Below are 18383 nucleotides of genomic sequence, written 5' to 3'. Positions count from 1 at the left end.
ATGCTGGAGAATCGGGCATCGTTATAGAAAATCAAAGTATGAATATGAGCTCCTTGCCCAATGATATCCAGGATCTTCTGATATATAAAGAAGAATCATTCAATGTTATTTTAATAGAAGATCCGACTACAGATGTCAGTAAATTGCAAGGCAAGAGTGCAAAGGAAAAAAAGTTAATCTTATCAAAAGAACCGCAGAAAATAGGGAGTTTTGTCAGAATAGACAATATAACATCTGATATACATGTCACATCCTACAATCTCATAGATCAACCTTTTGAAAAGCTAATCATAGGCGATGCTACCAAAGCCGGGTTCGGAAATGTAATAGAGATGATAAATAATGATATGGAGCAGTTAAATACGTACATTTCGAGCGACGTTTTTTCTCTCTCTGAAATCGTGGGGATTTCTAAAGTAGATTTTCTAGCTGGCGGGCTTCTTGTGGTGCTGGTTCTGACATTCTTATTCCACGGGATGGTCAGGCTGTGGAATATTCCGGCTGTTGCGACGTTGTACTCGTTCCAGACTTTCCTTGCGATTATGGTTTCATTCCTGAACAAGCTGGAGGTTGAGAAAACCGGTCTAATGTTCGGGCTTTTGTTCATTCTTGCACTGCCGCTGACATCATGGTTGCACAGGTACGAGGGGTCAGAAGAAGGCAGGAAAACGATACATGGATTATATGTGAAAAACAATGAAATACTGGCAAGGATCAAGCATAAATTCGGAATGTAGGTCAGATTTTATAAGAGAGTGGGATTAGGCGGGATCATGAGCGAATCGCTGGGAAAAATCGCAAAGGGCGCGGCGATCGCTTTTGCGGGGATGCTTGCCTTCACTTTTTTTGAGTTCGTCACCAGGGTGATCATTGCCAGGCATGCAACCCCTGGTGAATACGGCGCATTCAGTATAGGATTTGCGCTGCTGAACATCTTTGTTATGGTCTCCTGTCTGGGACTGCAGGGAGGTGCCACACGGTGCATTGCATATTTCAGAGGGAAGGGGGAGAATGGAACGGTAGCAGGGATAGTGTATTCATCTCTGCAGCTTTCTATCGCTGCGGGATTGTTTTTCTTTCTGGTTGTTTTCTTTTCATCGGACTTTCTAAAAGAAATATTTCATCTTGAGCAGTCAATGGTCTTAAAGCTGTTCGCAATAGCAATTCCTTTTCTCACGGTTATCGAAATTTTGTCGTATATCTTCATTGGATTCGATAGAATTAAAGAAAAGGTTTTTTTCAGAGACATCCTGATGTATCTGCTAAGGGTTTCCGGTATTGCATTTGCCTTCATTATTGGATTCGGTTTCCTGGGAATGATGTATGCGTACCTGCTGCCGACGGTGATCGTGGCAGTGGTGTTTGCCGGGTATGCGATTAAGAAATTATCTATAAAACTGAAAGATAATGCAGTGGTAAGGAAAAAATTGTTACGCTTTTCGATACCGTTGCTAGTCACATTTATCTCCACGGTGATAATCACAAGAGCGGATACATTGATGCTTGGATATTTTAAGACTTCAGATATCGTTGGCTTATATAATGCCGCTGTCCCTTTTGCACAGCTTCTTCCGATTTTCCTGACCTCCATAGGTTTTATATATGTTCCTATCTCTTCGCAGTTATATTCAAAAAATCTGGTCGAAGATATTAGGCGGAACTACGCAGTATTGACAAAATGGGTTGTGATAGTTACGCTGCCTTTTTTCTTTATTATGTTTCTTTTTCCAGAAGCCGTGCTAAATATTATTTTTGGTTCTTCTTATGAACAAGCTGGCAATGCGCTTCGAATACTTTTGCTTGGCGCATTGGTTCAGGTGATAACCGGGCCAAATGCCTTAACGCTGGTGGTGACCGCAAAAACTAAACTGAATATGTTGGATGATTTGATTGGTCTGATAGTGAATCTCTCTCTGAATTTTTTACTTATACCGACATTGGGTATTGCTGGCGCTGCCATAGCATCTTCAACATCCCTTATCTCAATAAATGTGTTGAAATCTGCCCAAATTTTCTGGATGAATAAGATACATCCATTCACCTTAAATTTTATAAAGGTTTTAATAACATCAACTATATTCATATCTGTTATTTATATCCTCTTGGCACATCTAACCAGTACAACGATAACTATCTGGATGTTAATGATGTTCTTCTTTTTGTTTTTAACAGCCCAAGTCGCAGGCTTAATCATTACAAAGAGTTTTGATAAAGATGATATGATTTTGCTGCAGGATGTGAAAAGAATTTTAAATAAGAATGCAAAAGCCCCTCTTTGAAAACATTCATACTTTTGCTAGAACTTGATTTCTATATCTTGTCAAGACGCTTCAGTGCTGCTATTCTTTTTCTAATCATCTCTCTATTATCTGAGTCTATATATTTTATCTCCCTTTCCATTATTGGCGAATCGACTTTAAAAATCTCCTTTAAAATCCTACCATCCATATCTTTTGGAACAGGCATACTGAGCATGTGCAAAATCGTTGGCGCTACATCAGTTATTTTCGCATTTATTTCAAAGTTCTCCTTTATATCCGGTCCTCGGACGATGAAAGTTCCATTCAATCTATGCGATCCACCATGCCATTCAACAAATTCGCTACCATAACCAACTTTCGAAGTTATAGAGTTAATATTATCATCTGTATCGAGGATGATATCAGGCGCCAGATTCAAATATTTCCCACTATACACTTCTTCTCTTCTGTACGCCTTTACAGATATCTTTTCCAATCCATCTATAATCTCATCTCTCAATTTTTCATAATCTTCCTCTTTGACGATCCCCTGCGGCTCCCTGCCGGCCAAATTTATGTAAATCGTGCCCCACGTAGCATAACTGAAAGCCTGTGTTCTTTCCCAGCGTATAGGAGTTCTTCCGGTTTGCCGGGTTATATTTCGATACAGAGGTCTTATGAAAGAAATGGTCAATAATGGAGTAATCATTTTCAAGATGATAGGCTTTCTAAGGATTGAAACCAGATTCCTGATAATATCGAGGATTGGTGTTCTTTTTAACTCTAAGAGACCTCTATTTATAAGAAATTCATTTACAAGGAAGGCTTTCTTATTTGGCCCAAAACCATGATCTGATACTATGAATATGTTGGGCTTTTCACCTCCCTCTTCAATTTTATTGATTATCTGCCTTAATTTATTATCTATATTTTGATAATGACTCAAAAGAATGTCTTTTTTATCCCAGAACTGATGTTGTACCCTATCCAATTCGGTAAATACAAAAAAACCAAAGTCCCAGGGCTTGTCCAGGAATTTAAAAAGGACTTTGCAATGTTTCTCTGTTATCTCTTTGTGCCTTCTTGAAAATTCTTTATCATTAAGGCTTCCAAAAATATCTGGATCTGTCATATCCATTTCATAATTTAAATTACGTAACTCTTCTCCCAATTCTTTCGGATATGTCAACCTGTCTTCATTTGTGCACAGGCTCCCGGCGACCATATGTCCATTGATCCTGTATGCGCTAAGAATGTTTGGTGCGTTTAAGATAAAAACTTTGCTTCCGTTGTCGCTTAAGATATCCCATATATCTTCCTCTTTATCAACCGTTTTGGAATATACCCTGAAGTCATAACTTCCGGAAGATTTCTGTATAAAGCTAAAGCAGCCTATCCTGCCCGGGTTCTTACCGGTTGCAAGACAATTCCATGCAGGAATTGTAATAGGTGGCCTTGAGCTTTCCAGATTCCCGCAGCAGCTTTCAGAAATCAACTTCTGAAACATTGGCAGTTTACCTTCGCGCGCCCAAGGTCTTATCAAATCCAGTGTTGCACCATCCAGGCCTATAACCAATACTTTCAATTTTAAGAACTCCTAATAAATAATTGATTTCATATCAATAGTCGGGTTCATATTTAATTACTACCTTAAATAGTTTCAATAGTGTTAAAAGTTTCGAATTGTGGTACCATGCTGTCATAAACTTTAGAATTACCAAACGAGAGTATGCTTGCTTTATTACCCATAAAACCTCCATGAAGCGGAAGAACAAATGTCATTCCTTCATTTTTGAAAAACTTACTTGCATCCTGTATGAATACTCCTTGTTCAGATTTAGTTAACTTTTGACTGAATGTAACTATAGGCGAGTCATCGTTTGCCCAATCAATAAATACATAGATTTTAATATTCCCTAATTTTTCGATGATTTTATTCTTTTTGTCATTCCAATATGCTTTATTTAAAGTTTTACTTGCTACTTCACTTGTTTTTGGACTAAGTGTTACAAAATCCAATTTCGTTTAGGATACGAGAAATCTATACTATCAGTCCACGTCCCGACATAAATATATTTTCCTTTTGATTTCCCATAATCATGTGTCTCATCGACTATCTTTGAAGAAGCTTCAAAGGATTCTTTTACTAATGGGTGATTTGGGTTCTTGGTGAATAATTCTAATGCACCTGATTATGAGAACAACATATCAATCCAAATCGCATCTGCTCCACAGTCTATTTGTTTTTTTGCCATATCTAAAAGGAATTGTTGATAGTTCGGATTTGTTATATCAGGATAATATGCATCGCCTGAATTCCATCCCAAAGTATTACCAAGTTTTTGAGCATCTTGTTTTGTTAAACTAATACCCCATTTTGTAGGATCTAATGCCATTTCATAAGTTTTATCTTTGCCCAGGATTTCACCAGTAAGGTCATCTTTTTCTACTCCTCTAATTCTTTGAGCGGGTATTGCACTAACAAAGACGGTATTCGGCATTTGCTGTTTAATTCCTGATATAGCAACTTTCATGTCCTCATAAGTATAATCAGAATTTAGAACTGCCTGTAATCCCGTCTGGCTTCCACCTAATTTTGAAACTTCGGCTTGCGCAGACGTTTTTGATTCAGGGCCAGGATCCCATCTCCAAAATCCTCTAAATATAAGGTCAGTTTTTGTTTGCTTAAGCAATTTAATTACATCCTCACTGCTTTCTTCCGTATAATGCTCCATCAGTCATCCGTTCATAGAGAACAGCTACTTTAACGTTAGAGAGACCTTTTCCAATGGTTTCATTCCCATAAGCTACAGTTGTATTTGCCGGAGCTACCATTGTACTTACCGGGGTTGGTGCGCTCGGTCGCTTGATTTCACGGTCTTAATACTTTTCCTATTCCTTTGCAATGTTGCATTATTAACAAAAAATAGAGTAACTTTCGCTATACCAATAGTCTGGCTCCGCTATTGGATGTTTTTTATCTGCTGATATGCCCAGAATTTTATTTTAGCTTCCTTATACGAATTTCGAATTCTATGACTTCTCACGTTTTCTCCAAATATTCGTTTGACTGTAGAAAAAATACCTTCAGTGCACGAATATCCCCTTAACCGGAGCGGCAGGAATCAATGCTGCGCTTCTCTGTAAAATTTACATTTCTTGATTTATTTAATACTTTATCTAATGCAATTAAAACCTCAGAAGTAGCAAAAAAATCGGCGCTGTATCTTCCAAGATTGCCGCCTTTCCAGAAACCTTCTTTTTCTTGTTTTTCCATAAGAAAGCTTACTGCATCTTTTATTAGCAGTATATTCTTTTCATCGTTTTTATCACTAAGATTTAACAATGTTTGTAAATATAACGCTGTTGAAATACATTTTGAGGATGGACCTCTGGCTGACCAGCTTCCATCTGAATTTTGTCGTTTTACTACATAGGGGATACACCTTTGCAGCATCAAATCGATTCTCTCTTTTTCTTCACCCATCAGCCGTTCTTCATTTTTTGCCAGGATTAACGCATCAGAGATATTTTTTATAGCATAGCTCTCAGTGTTGTAATATTCTGGGGCTCTTCCCCAGCTACCATTCCTCAGTTGAGCGGATTCAATGAATAAAAGTGCCTTTTTAAAAGTTTTTTCTGGACAAACCTTTAGATAAAGGAGTGTTTTTAGTGCAAATCCGGTTACGGATGGATATTTCGCATTGGTTGGTATATATGGGAGTTCCCATGAGCCATCTCCATTCTGAATTTTTATCAGGAAATCTGCGCCTCTTTTTATATTTTCTGATACTTTTTTTCTCTTAATATAAGCAGCAAGTAACGCCACACTGGCAGTCTCAATGCAATTAAAATACAGGCTTTCTGTCAGATTTTTGGGCACGTAATTGAAAGAAAAAGATCCATTATTAAGCTGTCCACCCATAACGAAATTTATTGCATTCTCAATGCAGTCATCATCTCCACCAATTTGTATGAGCGCTAAAGCAGCGTTTGCAGTATTCCATATCTCCCATTGCCTTGGCTCTATCTCCCCAATCGAGCCGTCTGCTCTCTGGTGGTCTTCTAACCATTTCCTTCCTCTTTCAATGGTGATTTCGATACCTTCATAATTCAACTCTTTTTTTGTCTCTCTTTTGGGAATAAACATCCTTCGGAGTATCTCAATACGATATACTGTACAAGAAGCGGCAATTTTGTAAAAATCTTTCAGTGTATAATTTTTATAAATCCATAAGAGATCAATCATATCCATTCCATTTTTGATTATTGAATTATGTCTGAGCTAAACAAATACCATTTCTTTAAACTTTTCACCTGTTAAGGGATAATTATTGAGCATATAATTCATCGAATATATCAAGTCTGAACTAAGCTTACTATAGATACACCTACATCTACATTAACTGTATTTCTCTTTGGGAATACCCAACCATGTCCCCCGGAACAATATCGTTCCCATAATGAAATTCACAATGATTCAAAGGATTATTGTCTCATTTTATCTCGCATGTCAGCGATACGAAGGTCTTATCTAACTCAGGTTTGAAACCAATGCCAAATCTTTTGTATGCTAATGTATTTAGTCCATCAGCAAAGGTCAGACTTACGGAGAAGTCTGCGTTAAAGATGGATAATCAAAAATGCACCGGATGTAATATGTGCATAGAATCGGAAACCTCGCCTTATCTGCAAATGATTTCTCAAATTGCATTGTTTGTAAAGGGAGACCGAGTTGTGCACTCGTATCATATACTGACAGAGCATCTTTTCTCAATTCCATCAATTCTATCGCTCAGTTCATGATGTCGAAGATTGGCCTCTCAATAAGATAGATATAATCTGTTGATGAGTCTACCTTTTTATAGGTTCCATTTTCTTCATCATTAGCGTAAAGGTCAGCAGTTATCGTGAGCTTTCCTGCGTACCCTTTAAAAGGGACTATTTTAATTTTAAGCGTAATTATTGAACCTTTATCAAGAGTTACCTTACGTTGCCATTCATTTAAAAATATTGTATATACATCAGAATACAAATTAACAGTGAAATTTGTGCGGAAGTCCCCGGTGTTCTTCACCTGAATCGACGCTGTATATGTTTTACCAATCTTCATTACAGATGGCACACTTAATTTTAATATATCTTGTGAAATATTCGCCCCTATACCATCGGTTGACGATCCCTGTGGTTGTATATTTTTCCTTTTTAAAACGAAACATCCAAAGGGATAGGTCTGGATGTTTGAAACCACACCATAATCTTTTAAAAGTTTAAAATTTCCTTTGACATAATATTCATACTGAGGCTCAGGTACTACTAAATAAACTGGCTTTAGACTAGAGATTTTCTCATAGTCTACTTCCATAGCTTCACTTGAATATTTATCGGCAGCTTTAAAGGCTTCAATCGTAGTTGCATTAATACTGCTAAGGTATAAGGCCCGATCTACAGGTTCTTTTAAATACGTTAGCGTCGCGATTTGAACGCTTCCTTCATAACCACTCTTAAATATATCTCGTTTTATGTAATCTGCAAAATCGTTTGCCCATGGCTGGTAGTCCCCTTTATCCCAGTTATATGAGGTGACACTGGTAATAACGGAAGAAAATAACATTATTGAAGTAAGTAAAATTATAACAATTTTCAAAATATTCATATCTTTAAAAGAGTTTAAAAAGACATGAGAAAGCATAACAAAATAAAAAGGAAACATATATAATAGATAATGTTTATTTGCCGAAGATGAAAGCACAATTACGGCTAGATAGAAAAAATTAATTATAAGAAAACTACCTTTTTTTTCTAAATTTAAGAAATTACGAAAGAAAGAAAGAAAAATTATTATGAAAAGTACAAATGAGACTTTAGTTATCCATGGTGAAATTAAGAAATCAGAACCATACATCAGTATGCCAGATATATTATCCATCGCTTTTTCAAATAATTCATATATAGAATTACTTGAAACCCGTTGGCTTATAGGTGATTTCTTTGAAAATTTTTCATAAATACTGTAGGTCATCCCACTAAAGTCCACACCAGTGTAAAATAAACTTATAAGTAACGGTAAAAAGAGCAGTAACGCAAAGATAAATATTAGGACTAACCTTTTGTCCGATAATGCTCTTAATTTAAACTTACCCGTCCACAAAACATATGTAAGAGCTGCAGGAACCAAAAAAAGAGACATCCATTTAGCATCGATAGCTAAACCTAGCATTGCTCCTGCAACAATGGCATAAGTTGTGCTTTTTCTACCACTAGAATTTTGGCTCATCCAAAAAAAATATAAGAATGCAGTAATAAAAAAAAGAGAGAGTGCTTCTTGCATTAATATGCGACTATAGAGAATATGATACGCTGAAAAGCATAGAAATAAGGCTGATAACAATCCAGTCTTTCTATCATACATTGCATTTCCAAAAAGGTATAATGCGGGTACGGTTAAACTTCCAAAAACCGTAGAAATCCCCCTGACAACATTCAAATCTCCTCCAAAAAACAAAGTAACTAACGCCCCGATATAAGAAAGGAATGGTGGAGCAGAACTAAATACATCCGCTCGAGGGACAAAATTACTTGCTAATATCCTATTTACATTAGTCCAATATATCCACTCATCTCCATACATGGGAACTTTTGTCCCACCTGAGGCTCGAATTAAAAATGAGATTAAAAGTAAACAAATAATTATTAAATAATCAATTTTTTCTATCTTCATATGTATCTACAAATATTTCCGTATGCGGCATAACTTTTTCTATGACATCTATTGAAACTAATATAAAGTTTTTCTTCAATGTCTTAATAACACTTTTGTTCGTGAAAGTCTCTTCTTCGAACTTCCTGCACAAGGTTGATACTGATCTCGGCTGTAGCGGCACCAAACTCTCCTCCAGCCAGGATATATCTTGAACTATCATCCTCGACTACGCATACCTCTTTTTTGACAACTTGTCCAGTGTGCCAATCCAGGCGAACTGCGGTTAAACTGTGTTTCCTTTCATAGCGGGTCCATGCTTTCCGCCTTTTCTTCTTATTCATATTCTCTTTGGCCAATCCGTTTTTCAGAAGGACCTGATGGATCATGTTATGAGGAATATTCTTTCCATGCTTGATCTTTAGAATTCTCTCAATTCTTCTTGCAACCATTTTCTGCTCTTTTTGAACTTCAATTATTAGTTTCTCAGATTCCTCATCTATCACTTTCTTTTTCCTGCCAAATTTCTTTATAGGTATCGGCTCATGTTGTCGTTTTAACCAGTGGGTCCATACCCTCTTGACAGTGGACCTGCTTATTTTCATGTCCGCTGCTATGTTTTTGTTACTGTCATTTTTGTTTTGGCAGGAATAATGTAACTTATCTTCTTCTTGGTTAATTTTACCACCTTATTTCGTTTTCCTATGCCGGGAAGATGGGTATATAAAGCCAAAGGTTTCGGGACTACACAAAAAGAATTTGGTTAGATAAATTTATCCGATTTCATTTATCGATTTATTCAGAGATAGTTGCTTGATTATTTCATATGTATCAAATTCTGGAGCAAGACTATCATACGTCTTCCATTTACCAAATGATAGTATTGTTGCGCCTTCACCCATCCAGCCTCCGTGAATAGGATATACAAAATTTACCCCCATTTTCTCAAACTCCTCATCAAGATTTTTTAACAAATTTTTCCTCTCTTCATTTGTTAGTTTCTGGCTAAAAACAAACAATGGCAAATTATCACCACCCCAATCCATAACTACAAAAATTGGTACATTATTATATATATTTTTAGCATAGGTAATTTCATTAGCCCATTCTATTTTATTAAGTTCTTGATTCAATATCTCATTGCTTGGAACGGTCATTGTGACAAAATCAACACTTGGTGGCAGATAAGGGAGACCTTCAACAAGTCCAAGAGGAAGTGCCCAAGCTCCAACGTACACTTTTTTTTCAGGCCTGTAATTGTGAATTCCATCAATAATTTTTTCCGAGGCTGAATATAAATCGTTAATCATTGGATTATTTTTTTCCTTTGTAACTTTATAAAAAAGTGAAGTTTGTGGTAGTCCATCTATCCATATTGCGTCTGCGCCGGAATCAACTTGCTTTTCCGCCCAGCTTAAAAGTATCTCTTGAAATTCAGCATTTGTTATATCCGGGAAATAGGCATCCTCTTTTCTCCAATCGTATTGTTCGTTAGGTTTTATCCATTGCTGACTTCTGGCAAACATTTCCTGGAATTGTTCCTTTGTTAAAGGCTTTCCGTTGAAACTAATGTTCCATTTTTGCGGGTCAAGTGCCATCGCCCATGTTTCATTAGTAGTATAAATTTTGCCAGATTTATCGTTCCGTTCGATTCTGTTGATACGCTGGGCAGCAATAGCGCCAACGAATATGATGTTCGGATTCTTTTCTTTTATAACATTTATCGATTTACTAAGTTGTTCATAATTATAACCACTTTTTTCAATGAGAGGGGGAATCTGTTCTGGAGCAATATTTCCGCGCTCGGCAAAATATGTGATAAGTTCAGGAGATATATTTTGGGGGGATTCAGGCACAGGGTTCCATCTAAAGAATCCCCGGTGTACCATGTCCGTATGAGTATCATTGAGCAACTTACTGACTTCTTCAATACTTCTATTAGGACCAATTGGGTTTCCGTCTATTATGCTTTCATAAATAGAAGCTACTTTAACCTGCAAGATTTTGTCTTTTTTGACGGGTGCACTAGGAACTGCAGGAACTGGTCCAGGAACTTTTGATACAGAGTTATTGGTTATAGAAGTCTTTTTCATGCATCCACTAACAACAACTATTCCGATTATCAATATTCCAATTATAATTAAGAGCTTTATTTTCATGATATATTTCATTCTAGTTATTCTCTAACTTGACTTTGTTGGGTTAATTCTTGCATACTATTTATATATACCGATTCTTATTATAATTATAATTAAAGGGGATATATATTAGAGAATTTGTTAAACTAATTAGAGACGATATTAGAAAATCTAGAAACAAACTTAAATGGATTTTAAGAAACCTACCAAAATATTTAATACAATAACTATATTTAGTTAGTATGGCTTCGTTTATCGATTTTGCATTTCGAGAAGAGTACGAACGAGTAAAACGTTTGGGAGATAGATTGTCAGATATAGAAAAATTGATCGATTGGGAAGCATTCTGACCTATTGTTTCGGATATTTACGATAATAAAACCGAGAAAGGTGGACGTCCCAACATCGATGAAATCGTGATTATAAAAGTCTTGATCTTACAGGAATGGCATGGTCTTTCTGACCCTGAACTTGAGAGACAAATTACTGATAGGATATCTTTTCGTAAGTTTTTGGGCTTCCCAGATACAATTCCTGATTTCTCAACAGTATGGACTTTTAGGGAAAGATTGAGCAAGACAGGCAGAGATAAAAAGATCTGGCACGAATTGCAGAGGCAACTTGACTCAAAAGGACTGAAGGTAAAGAAGGGGGTAATACAAGATGCAACTTTCATTACATCCGACCCTGGACATACTAAGGCAGATAAACCAAGGGGAGATGAAGCCAAAACACGAAGAAGTAGAGATGGAACATGGACAAAAAAGAACAGTAAGTCGTATTTCGGTTTTAAACTTCACTCAAAGTCCGATATCGATTATGGTCTCATAAGAGATATTGAAACTACGACTGCATCGGTTCATGACAATCAAATTGATCTAACAAAACCTGGAGATGTTGCATACAAAGATAAGGGATACTTTGCGGCATTTTCAAAGTGATATAATGCCACAATGAGACGGTCCGTTAGAGGTCATCCTATCGGTATCAGAGATATTTCTGCGGAATAGACGAATCAGCAAGAAAAGGGCACCTGGAGAAAGACCTTACTCAGTGATCAAAAATGTATTCAAATCAGGGCATACTATGGTTACGACCGTTGCAAGGGTAGTTGTTAAAATGGTTTTTGCATCATTTGGATTCAACCTATTTCAGCTCTTGACCTTCAAAAAACAAGTGATTGAATAGCGATAGCTATCTAACAAATTCAAAAAATATATGAAGATACAGAAAAAAAACAGAAATAAGTAGGCAGATAAGCATGAAAATTCATAACATGCTCAAAATTCAGGGAAAATTGCAAGTTAATCGAAATCCTCTTAAGGAATTCCACAGTAATTCTAGATAACATGGATTTGGGTAGGTTTTGCAAAAGAGTCACGATTAACTCCTTTGTATAGTAGTTGGCCCCAGAATTTAGGAGTCAGCAGACAAATTGATCGAAGGAATTGATTCGTATCTGGATAAAAAGAAGGAGTTACCTTTGTTTGTAAGTGATGGGAATAATCAATATACAGTGGCTCTTTTTAACTTTACAGTGAAATGATTACACCTGATAGAACTCGAAAGAAGGGAAGACCTCAGAATCCTATAAGATACCGAGAATATATCTGAGATATGCTCAGAACACCAATGATGGCAGGCAAAAACTGATCATATTTGGTCTTCGGAGGAGATGCTCACTTTTCCCTATTTTAAAACATCAGTAAATTAAAGGGTCATACCAGATTTGCATCTTCCCAAAATAAGTACTCATCCTCATACATTGTTACAATAGATACACAAGCAGATAGTATTAAAAATGCAGAAAAAAATAAACAAATCACAACTATTATATCTTTTTTCATTTCATCCATCATGTATCCGTAAAAAGTTCAAAGTGAATTAAAGCTTTTTTCTTAAGAGAGTTTAAATTATATTTTAATATATAATATTGGGAAACAAGCGCCACCAAGAGAAGAACTACGTTTAAGGAATTTTTTAGGCTGAGAATGAACGCAAAAAACAAAGGGAGTATGTTGTTGATTAAGAAATACATACAAGAGAAATATAATGGAATAATCTTTTTTTCTCTTTTTAACTTACCTTTTAATATCAATAGGGTCAACACTGGATAGCCTATGAAGCCGGCCGCGACAAAAAAAACTGCATATGGGATATTTATCGATATGAAAAGAGACATAAATACTACAATCGATCCAGAGATGGGGCATATAAAATTGTTATATATTTTCAATGCTTTTTCTCTCCCTACATCAACGACATAAGTACGAACTCCAGTATTTAAATCAGCTTCATAATCTAATATTTGGTGTGTTATTATCTCTACAACCTCGATTAAAAACGAAGCCTGCACGAATATGAGCGTATCTAACTTAAAATGATTGAAATATGAGAATATAGCAAGAACAGGCAATCCCTTTTCTATGAGACCGTTAACGATAATCCCGGAAAAACCTCTTGCTTTAAATCTTATTGGCAAGGCAGAGTAAAGAGTGGCAAGTAAATACGAAACTATGTAGATTACTGTGTATAGAATATTATTTAGATACAATAAATGCAATGCACTTATAAGCACGACGCTGAGGATTATTCCAATAAACGCAACTTTTGGTAATCCTTGAATAATCCTTTTTTTGCCTGCTGCAATGTCATATGATATATCACAGAAATCGTTTATTAAAAAACCGTACATGAAATAAAACCCAAGTGAAGAAATCAAAAATAAAGAATCTAATGGTCTTAATAGGTTATCTACAATTAAAACATAAAAAAGTGCAAGGAGGCAGATATGCATATCATAGCTAGTCCAGACCTTCCAGCCTCTATAGCCCATGAATTTCTTAAGCTTAATGTCTGACACCTCTATATTGCTTTAAGATTAACTTCTTAAAAATTTTGATGTAGCAGTAACAATTGCTTTATAAACGGATTGATTAAACAACATAGAGTTTTGTATGGCACATGTTATACTGCATCCCCCACATTTGCTGCGAGTATCTGATATTTTTGATATTCCCTGCTTGTGCATATCCATAATGTCATCTTTTAAAACATTACCCACATATGAATGCAGTGAAGTACACCCGCTTAAATCCCCGCTTGGACCCAGTACGAAGTAAAGTGCAGATGGATGACACTCAACATTACATTCAATCGCTGTCATCCCCTGCAGAAAGTATGGGAGTAGTTCGATATATTCCATAGGATTCTCAATGAAAGAATAATTCTCTTTTTTTAATTTAATAATCTTCTCTCCAATTTCTTTTGCTTTTTCTTCATTCAAAGAAAGCTCCTTGATGTTATCTATAGGCAGGAAAGTGACGAAATCACCATGTTCTTTAGCAAATTCAAACACACTGTCTATATTATTATAATTCATTTTATTAATCGTAAACACGATCCCTATCATAGAACTCGTATACTTTTTAAGAAGTTTTATTGCATTTTTTGTTTTTTCAAATGTGTTTATGCCCCTTATAATCTCGTGTGTTTCTCCAATCCCGTCTACCGAGATGCCTATTCTCTCAAAACAACTTAATGATTTTGCCCTATCTATAGTCATCAATGTACCATTGGTATCCATGGAAACGTACATGCCTTTCATTTTTGCATGTAAAGCAATCTGCTCAAGATCTTTTCTGAGCAACGGCTCACCACCAGTGATATGCAGTACAGAGATACCAATCTTATCTAGCTGATCAATCGCATATTTAGCCTGTTCGGTAGTGAGATCCTTACTAAGATTATCCCAATACTCTTTCTTCTCTTTATCATATTGATGAGGGGATTCCACAAAACAATGTTTACACCTAAGATTACACTGTAAAGTTGAAACATATAAGCAAAAAAACGGTTTGGGATATCCCATCTTATAACTAAGATAATTAATGCCAACTTTTTTAAAAATCCTCATTTTTGAAGTTACACTATTCATAACGCTATCTGTCAACTTATCTACATATATATAAGTATTGATAACTTTAAATTTGGCTTATGAAAATCGCATTCCTTTCCACTTGGTTCCCTCCTTTCATTGTCGGAAGCGGTAATAGGTTCTATGAGGTAGGTAGAAGACTCTCTAGAAACCATGAGCTACATGTATATACGACTGGAATAGATGGTTGCGTAGATGAAGAGTATATGGAAGGGATGCATATACACAGATATGGCATACACAATATATCAAATAGTGTTGAAAAAGAATCTTACGTTCTTAATATAAAATTTAGTCTGCACCTGTTGAAGAAGAATCTTGAATTAATTCAAAAGAATAATAAGTTTGATATAATAGATTGTAATATAGTTTCAAAGACGCTTCCCTATGCTTCTTATTTTATTTCAAAATCTATTCATGTGCCCATGGTCGAAACTTGGCACGAAGTATGGTACAAGGAAAATTTTGGACAGTATAGCTCGATGATGGCTATACCAGGATTTTATTTGGAGTTATATATGCCGAAGGTATCAGACTTCAATATCGCAGTCTCCGAGACCACAAAGCGGCGAATGGTCGACCTGCTTAAAGTAAATCCAAATAAAATATCTGTAATCTCAAACGGTGTTGACCTGAAAAAATTCAATGGAGTTTCAGCCGAGAAAAGATATGGAAGAATATTATATGTTGGTAGGCTGGAGAGCCATAAATGTGTTGATAAATTACTTTTCGCTTATCACCAACTTAAAAAAGGATACAAGGATATTGATCTGATAATCGTTGGTAAAGGCCCACAAAAAGAATATCTCATAAATTTATCCAAAAAACTGGATCTCAAAGATATAACATTCCTCGATCCCATTCCCTACGATCGATTAATAGCCGTTATGAAATCCTCCTGGATACTGGTTCTTCCGTCTATCAGGGAAGGGCAGGGCATCGTGTTACTCGAAGCGATGGCAGCAGGTACCCCCCCAATAGCAGTTAAAGCAGAAGGTAGCGCTGTGGGAGACGTAATAAAAAATAATTACAATGGTCTGTTAGTTCCGCAGTCAGAGATTGAAGTCGCAATACAAAAACTTTTGACGGATGAAGATCTGTATGAAAACCTTAAAAAAAATGGGCTTGAATTTGTCAAAGATTACGACTGGGATAAAATAGCGGAAAGAACCGCTGAGATATATGAGATGGTGAAAAAAGTGCATGATAACCCCAGATAGCATCAGATCCCTCCAGCAATACTATCCCCTCTTCAACGAAGGCTACGGCACAGAATACGAACGTTTCGCCTTGAATAAATTCGCCGCAAAGATGGTAAAAAAATACAACATATCAACCGTTCTTGAAATGCCGGCTAACGGCGTGATGGGGATACCTGGTGTGAAAAGCCTTGTGTTCGCAAAAGTAGGATGTGATGTTACTATTTCCCATCCATCACAAGAATTTTTGGATACGGCCAGAAAGGTATGGGGTGCTCTTGGTCTTGATGCGAATTTTGTCAAAACATGCTGGACCGGCTCTAAATTCAAAGATAATTCATTCGATCTGGTCTGGAACTTCTGTGTGTATGAGCATTTCGACAACCCGGGTGATGTCGTGGAGGAGATGCTGCGAGTGTCCCAAAAGTACATTTTTCTTGAGATCCAGAACCCTTTAAATATAGGCTTTCCTGTTCATCGACTCTATCACTTTTTAACAGGGGCTCCCTGGGATCACGGAACCTTAAATCAGATGAAACTTTCAAATATAAGGGGAATCATTAATAAAAATAATGCCCTGATGGTTGAAACAGGAGCAACAGATATGCCTCCGTGGCCTGATATTAACATCAGGCTAAAAGAAATGGCGTCTAGACAGAACAATGACAAGAGGATATATAAGGATCTTGCGAACAGGTTAAGACCCGCAGCAGGGTTAAAGGATGTGAGTGATGTTATCAATGAAATCAATTCATTTCAAAAATCATCCAAGAAGAATGAGATAGTATTCCGTCTCTTCAAAGTCTGGCATCTTATGATCGAAAGCACAACACCGGCAACGCTTAAGAAATTCTATGCCCACCATCCCTATGTAATAGCAGAGAAAAATGACAGTAAAAGTGGTTAAGGCTAAAAACTATGATGTGAAATCCCTTGAGCATCTGATCAGAGATGCGATTAAAGATCTGGGCTTGAACTTAAACAGCAAAAACACTGCCCTCCTGAAACCCAACATCGTCATCCCCGCAAAACCAGGCTCGGCAATAATAACCCACCCCGCAGTCGTGGAAGCTCTCATCAACGTGCTGAAAGAAATCGGTTTTAAAGATATTATCATAGGAGAAGGCCCAGGCGTGGGCGCCGACGAACTCAAAGCCTTCGAGCTGTCAGGCTACCGCAAACTCGCTGAAAAAAAGAACGTGAAGCTCATAAATCTCAATAAAGCCGAGCGCATCGAGATTAAATGGAAATACGGTACCGTCAAGCTCCCGAAGCTCGTGCTTGAGTCAGATCTGTACATCAACATGCCCAAGATGAAAACCCACGGCCAGACAGCCGTAACGCTTTCGATGAAGAACCAGAAAGGGCTTTTATCCCGCACCGATAAGCAGAAGTTCCACAAGCTCGGTCTGCACGAGCCTCTTGTGGAATTGGCTAAAGTGGTACAACCGCATCTTATTATAGTCGATGCCATCGAAGGCATGGAAGGCGAAGGTCCTCTCAATGGTAGAAAGAAAAAGGCAGGCGTCCTCGTGATAGGGACAAACCAGGCGGAGACCGATATGGTATGCTGTGGAATCATGGGCATAGACTATAAAAACGTGAAGCATATAGCGCAAGGGATAAGACAGAACATAGGTCAGGAAGCCCCTGATTTAATAGGTATTGATATACAGGAAGTAAGAACAAACTTCAAACAGGCGAATGAAAAATATGGAAAATTCCTGAATGTTTACTCATGGAGAAATCCCTATGCATGCTCTATGTGCATTGACTCGTTTTCTCTTGCCGTGAAATCCTCAATTTGGAGCCCGAAATGTTGGTTTTCTTTCCTTCCGAAATTCACATACTATGCATTGCTTAGGCATTTATATATTATTCAGGGCAAACACGCTGAAATACCTGATGTAAAGGGAAAAGTGATATGTCTGGGGGATTGCACTAAAGAGATAGCGGATAAGAACCATCTTGTGCATATAGAAGGCTGCCCTCCGGATTCCAGAAACATCTTTGAGGCGCTTTAATAGAGAAAAATTAGAGTTATGCCCGAACCATTGATTCATTTTATAATCCCATTCTTCCTGCTCGTGATGTATGGTCTTGGCACGAAGAAAGCGGCTCTCCCTGCTTGCCGTGCTGCCCGATCTCGATGTCCTCTTCCACGTTCAT

15 protein-coding genes and 1 pseudogene are annotated in these 18383 nt (G+C 37.0%); 6 read left to right on the top strand and 10 right to left on the bottom strand.

Annotation, left to right across the window (positions count from 1 at the left end; genetic code table 11):
- The first annotated feature begins 38 nt into the window (after positions 1–38).
- Positions 39–737 (top strand): hypothetical protein, encoded by a 699-nt coding sequence (locus tag O8C65_00490; GenBank protein ID MCZ7355385.1) that lies wholly within the window; start codon positions 39–41, stop codon positions 735–737.
- A 36-nt stretch (positions 738–773) separates the two neighbouring features.
- Positions 774–2279, top strand: a complete 1506-nt coding sequence (locus tag O8C65_00485) for a flippase (protein MCZ7355384.1) — start codon at positions 774–776, stop codon at positions 2277–2279.
- A gap of 31 nt (positions 2280–2310) precedes the next feature.
- On the opposite strand, the gene O8C65_00480 is transcribed toward O8C65_00485, so the two are convergent.
- From O8C65_00480 to O8C65_00450, 7 genes are all read right to left on the bottom strand, one after another.
- A complete protein-coding gene (locus O8C65_00480) occupies positions 2311–3816 on the bottom strand; it encodes an alkaline phosphatase family protein (GenBank protein MCZ7355383.1) in 1506 nt (501 codons plus the stop codon).
- 74 nt (positions 3817–3890) lie between these two features.
- Positions 3891–4259 (bottom strand): hypothetical protein, encoded by a 369-nt coding sequence (locus O8C65_00475; GenBank protein MCZ7355382.1) that lies wholly within the window; start codon positions 4257–4259, stop codon positions 3891–3893.
- Positions 4260–4432: 173 nt separating this feature from the next.
- Entirely contained in the window at positions 4433–4975 is a 543-nt protein-coding gene (locus tag O8C65_00470) for a hypothetical protein (protein ID MCZ7355381.1), read from the bottom strand.
- Positions 4976–5346: 371 nt separating this feature from the next.
- Positions 5347–6495 (bottom strand): terpene cyclase/mutase family protein, encoded by a 1149-nt coding sequence (locus O8C65_00465; GenBank protein MCZ7355380.1) that lies wholly within the window; start codon positions 6493–6495, stop codon positions 5347–5349.
- A gap of 540 nt (positions 6496–7035) precedes the next feature.
- The gene (locus O8C65_00460) at positions 7036–8961 is read right to left on the bottom strand and encodes a glycosyltransferase family 39 protein (GenBank protein MCZ7355379.1); all 1926 of its coding nucleotides are present in this window, start codon (positions 8959–8961) and stop codon (positions 7036–7038) included.
- Positions 8962–9044: 83 nt separating this feature from the next.
- Positions 9045–9446, bottom strand: coding sequence for a hypothetical protein (locus O8C65_00455; GenBank protein ID MCZ7355378.1), 402 nt, complete (start codon positions 9444–9446; stop codon positions 9045–9047).
- A gap of 267 nt (positions 9447–9713) precedes the next feature.
- Positions 9714–11099, bottom strand: coding sequence for a hypothetical protein (locus O8C65_00450; protein MCZ7355377.1), 1386 nt, complete (start codon positions 11097–11099; stop codon positions 9714–9716).
- A 221-nt stretch (positions 11100–11320) separates the two neighbouring features.
- On the opposite strand from O8C65_00450, the pseudogene O8C65_00445 reads away from it, so the two are divergent.
- A pseudogene (locus O8C65_00445) lies at positions 11321–12266 on the top strand (IS5 family transposase).
- 530 nt (positions 12267–12796) lie between these two features.
- On the opposite strand, the gene O8C65_00440 reads toward O8C65_00445, so the two are convergent.
- From O8C65_00440 to O8C65_00430, 3 genes are read right to left on the bottom strand one after another with little or no spacing between them, the layout of a single operon-like run.
- Complete coding sequence (locus O8C65_00440; GenBank protein ID MCZ7355376.1) at positions 12797–12937, bottom strand: hypothetical protein; 141 nt, start codon at positions 12935–12937, stop codon at positions 12797–12799.
- Complete coding sequence (locus tag O8C65_00435) at positions 12934–13941, bottom strand: UbiA family prenyltransferase (GenBank protein ID MCZ7355375.1); 1008 nt, start codon at positions 13939–13941, stop codon at positions 12934–12936. The genes O8C65_00440 and O8C65_00435 overlap by 4 nt, the downstream gene beginning before the upstream one ends.
- A gap of 18 nt (positions 13942–13959) precedes the next feature.
- Positions 13960–15015 (bottom strand): radical SAM protein, encoded by a 1056-nt coding sequence (locus tag O8C65_00430; GenBank protein ID MCZ7355374.1) that lies wholly within the window; start codon positions 15013–15015, stop codon positions 13960–13962.
- A 59-nt stretch (positions 15016–15074) separates the two neighbouring features.
- On the opposite strand from O8C65_00430, the gene O8C65_00425 reads away from it, so the two are divergent.
- Genes O8C65_00425 through O8C65_00415 form a run of 3 tightly spaced genes read left to right on the top strand, consistent with a single transcriptional unit; the run spans position 15075 to position 18238 of the window.
- Positions 15075–16235: a glycosyltransferase family 4 protein gene (locus O8C65_00425; GenBank protein ID MCZ7355373.1), complete on the top strand. Its 1161-nt coding sequence runs from the start codon at positions 15075–15077 to the stop codon at positions 16233–16235.
- A complete protein-coding gene (locus O8C65_00420; protein MCZ7355372.1) occupies positions 16219–17121 on the top strand; it encodes a methyltransferase domain-containing protein in 903 nt (300 codons plus the stop codon). Before O8C65_00425 ends, O8C65_00420 begins: the two co-directional genes overlap by 17 nt.
- Complete coding sequence (locus O8C65_00415; protein ID MCZ7355371.1) at positions 17102–18238, top strand: DUF362 domain-containing protein; 1137 nt, start codon at positions 17102–17104, stop codon at positions 18236–18238. The genes O8C65_00420 and O8C65_00415 overlap by 20 nt, the downstream gene beginning before the upstream one ends.
- The last annotated feature ends 145 nt before the right edge of the window (positions 18239–18383 follow it).

The organism is Candidatus Methanoperedens sp., from assembly GCA_027460535.1.
Classification (GTDB): domain Archaea; phylum Halobacteriota; class Methanosarcinia; order Methanosarcinales; family Methanoperedenaceae; genus Methanoperedens.
This window is presented reverse-complemented; position numbering and strand designations above follow the sequence as displayed.

What these genes read in the sequence shown, in the direction of transcription:
- O8C65_00490 (MCZ7355385.1), top strand. Translation starts at nt 39, where the DNA reads ATGAATATGAGCTCCTTGCCCAATGATATCCAGGATCTTCTGATATAT.
- O8C65_00485 (MCZ7355384.1), top strand. Translation starts at nt 774, where the DNA reads ATGAGCGAATCGCTGGGAAAAATCGCAAAGGGCGCGGCGATCGCTTTT.
- O8C65_00470 (MCZ7355381.1), bottom strand. Translation starts at nt 4,975, where the DNA reads ATGGAGCATTATACGGAAGAAAGCAGTGAGGATGTAATTAAATTGCTT.
- O8C65_00465 (MCZ7355380.1), bottom strand. Translation starts at nt 6,495, where the DNA reads ATGGATATGATTGATCTCTTATGGATTTATAAAAATTATACACTGAAA.
- O8C65_00460 (MCZ7355379.1), bottom strand. Translation starts at nt 8,961, where the DNA reads ATGAAGATAGAAAAAATTGATTATTTAATAATTATTTGTTTACTTTTA.
- O8C65_00450 (MCZ7355377.1), bottom strand. Translation starts at nt 11,099, where the DNA reads ATGAAAATAAAGCTCTTAATTATAATTGGAATATTGATAATCGGAATA.
- O8C65_00440 (MCZ7355376.1), bottom strand. Translation starts at nt 12,937, where the DNA reads ATGATGGATGAAATGAAAAAAGATATAATAGTTGTGATTTGTTTATTT.
- O8C65_00430 (MCZ7355374.1), bottom strand. Translation starts at nt 15,015, where the DNA reads ATGAATAGTGTAACTTCAAAAATGAGGATTTTTAAAAAAGTTGGCATT.
- O8C65_00425 (MCZ7355373.1), top strand. Translation starts at nt 15,075, where the DNA reads ATGAAAATCGCATTCCTTTCCACTTGGTTCCCTCCTTTCATTGTCGGA.
- O8C65_00420 (MCZ7355372.1), top strand. Translation starts at nt 16,219, where the DNA reads ATGATAACCCCAGATAGCATCAGATCCCTCCAGCAATACTATCCCCTC.
- O8C65_00415 (MCZ7355371.1), top strand. Translation starts at nt 17,102, where the DNA reads ATGACAGTAAAAGTGGTTAAGGCTAAAAACTATGATGTGAAATCCCTT.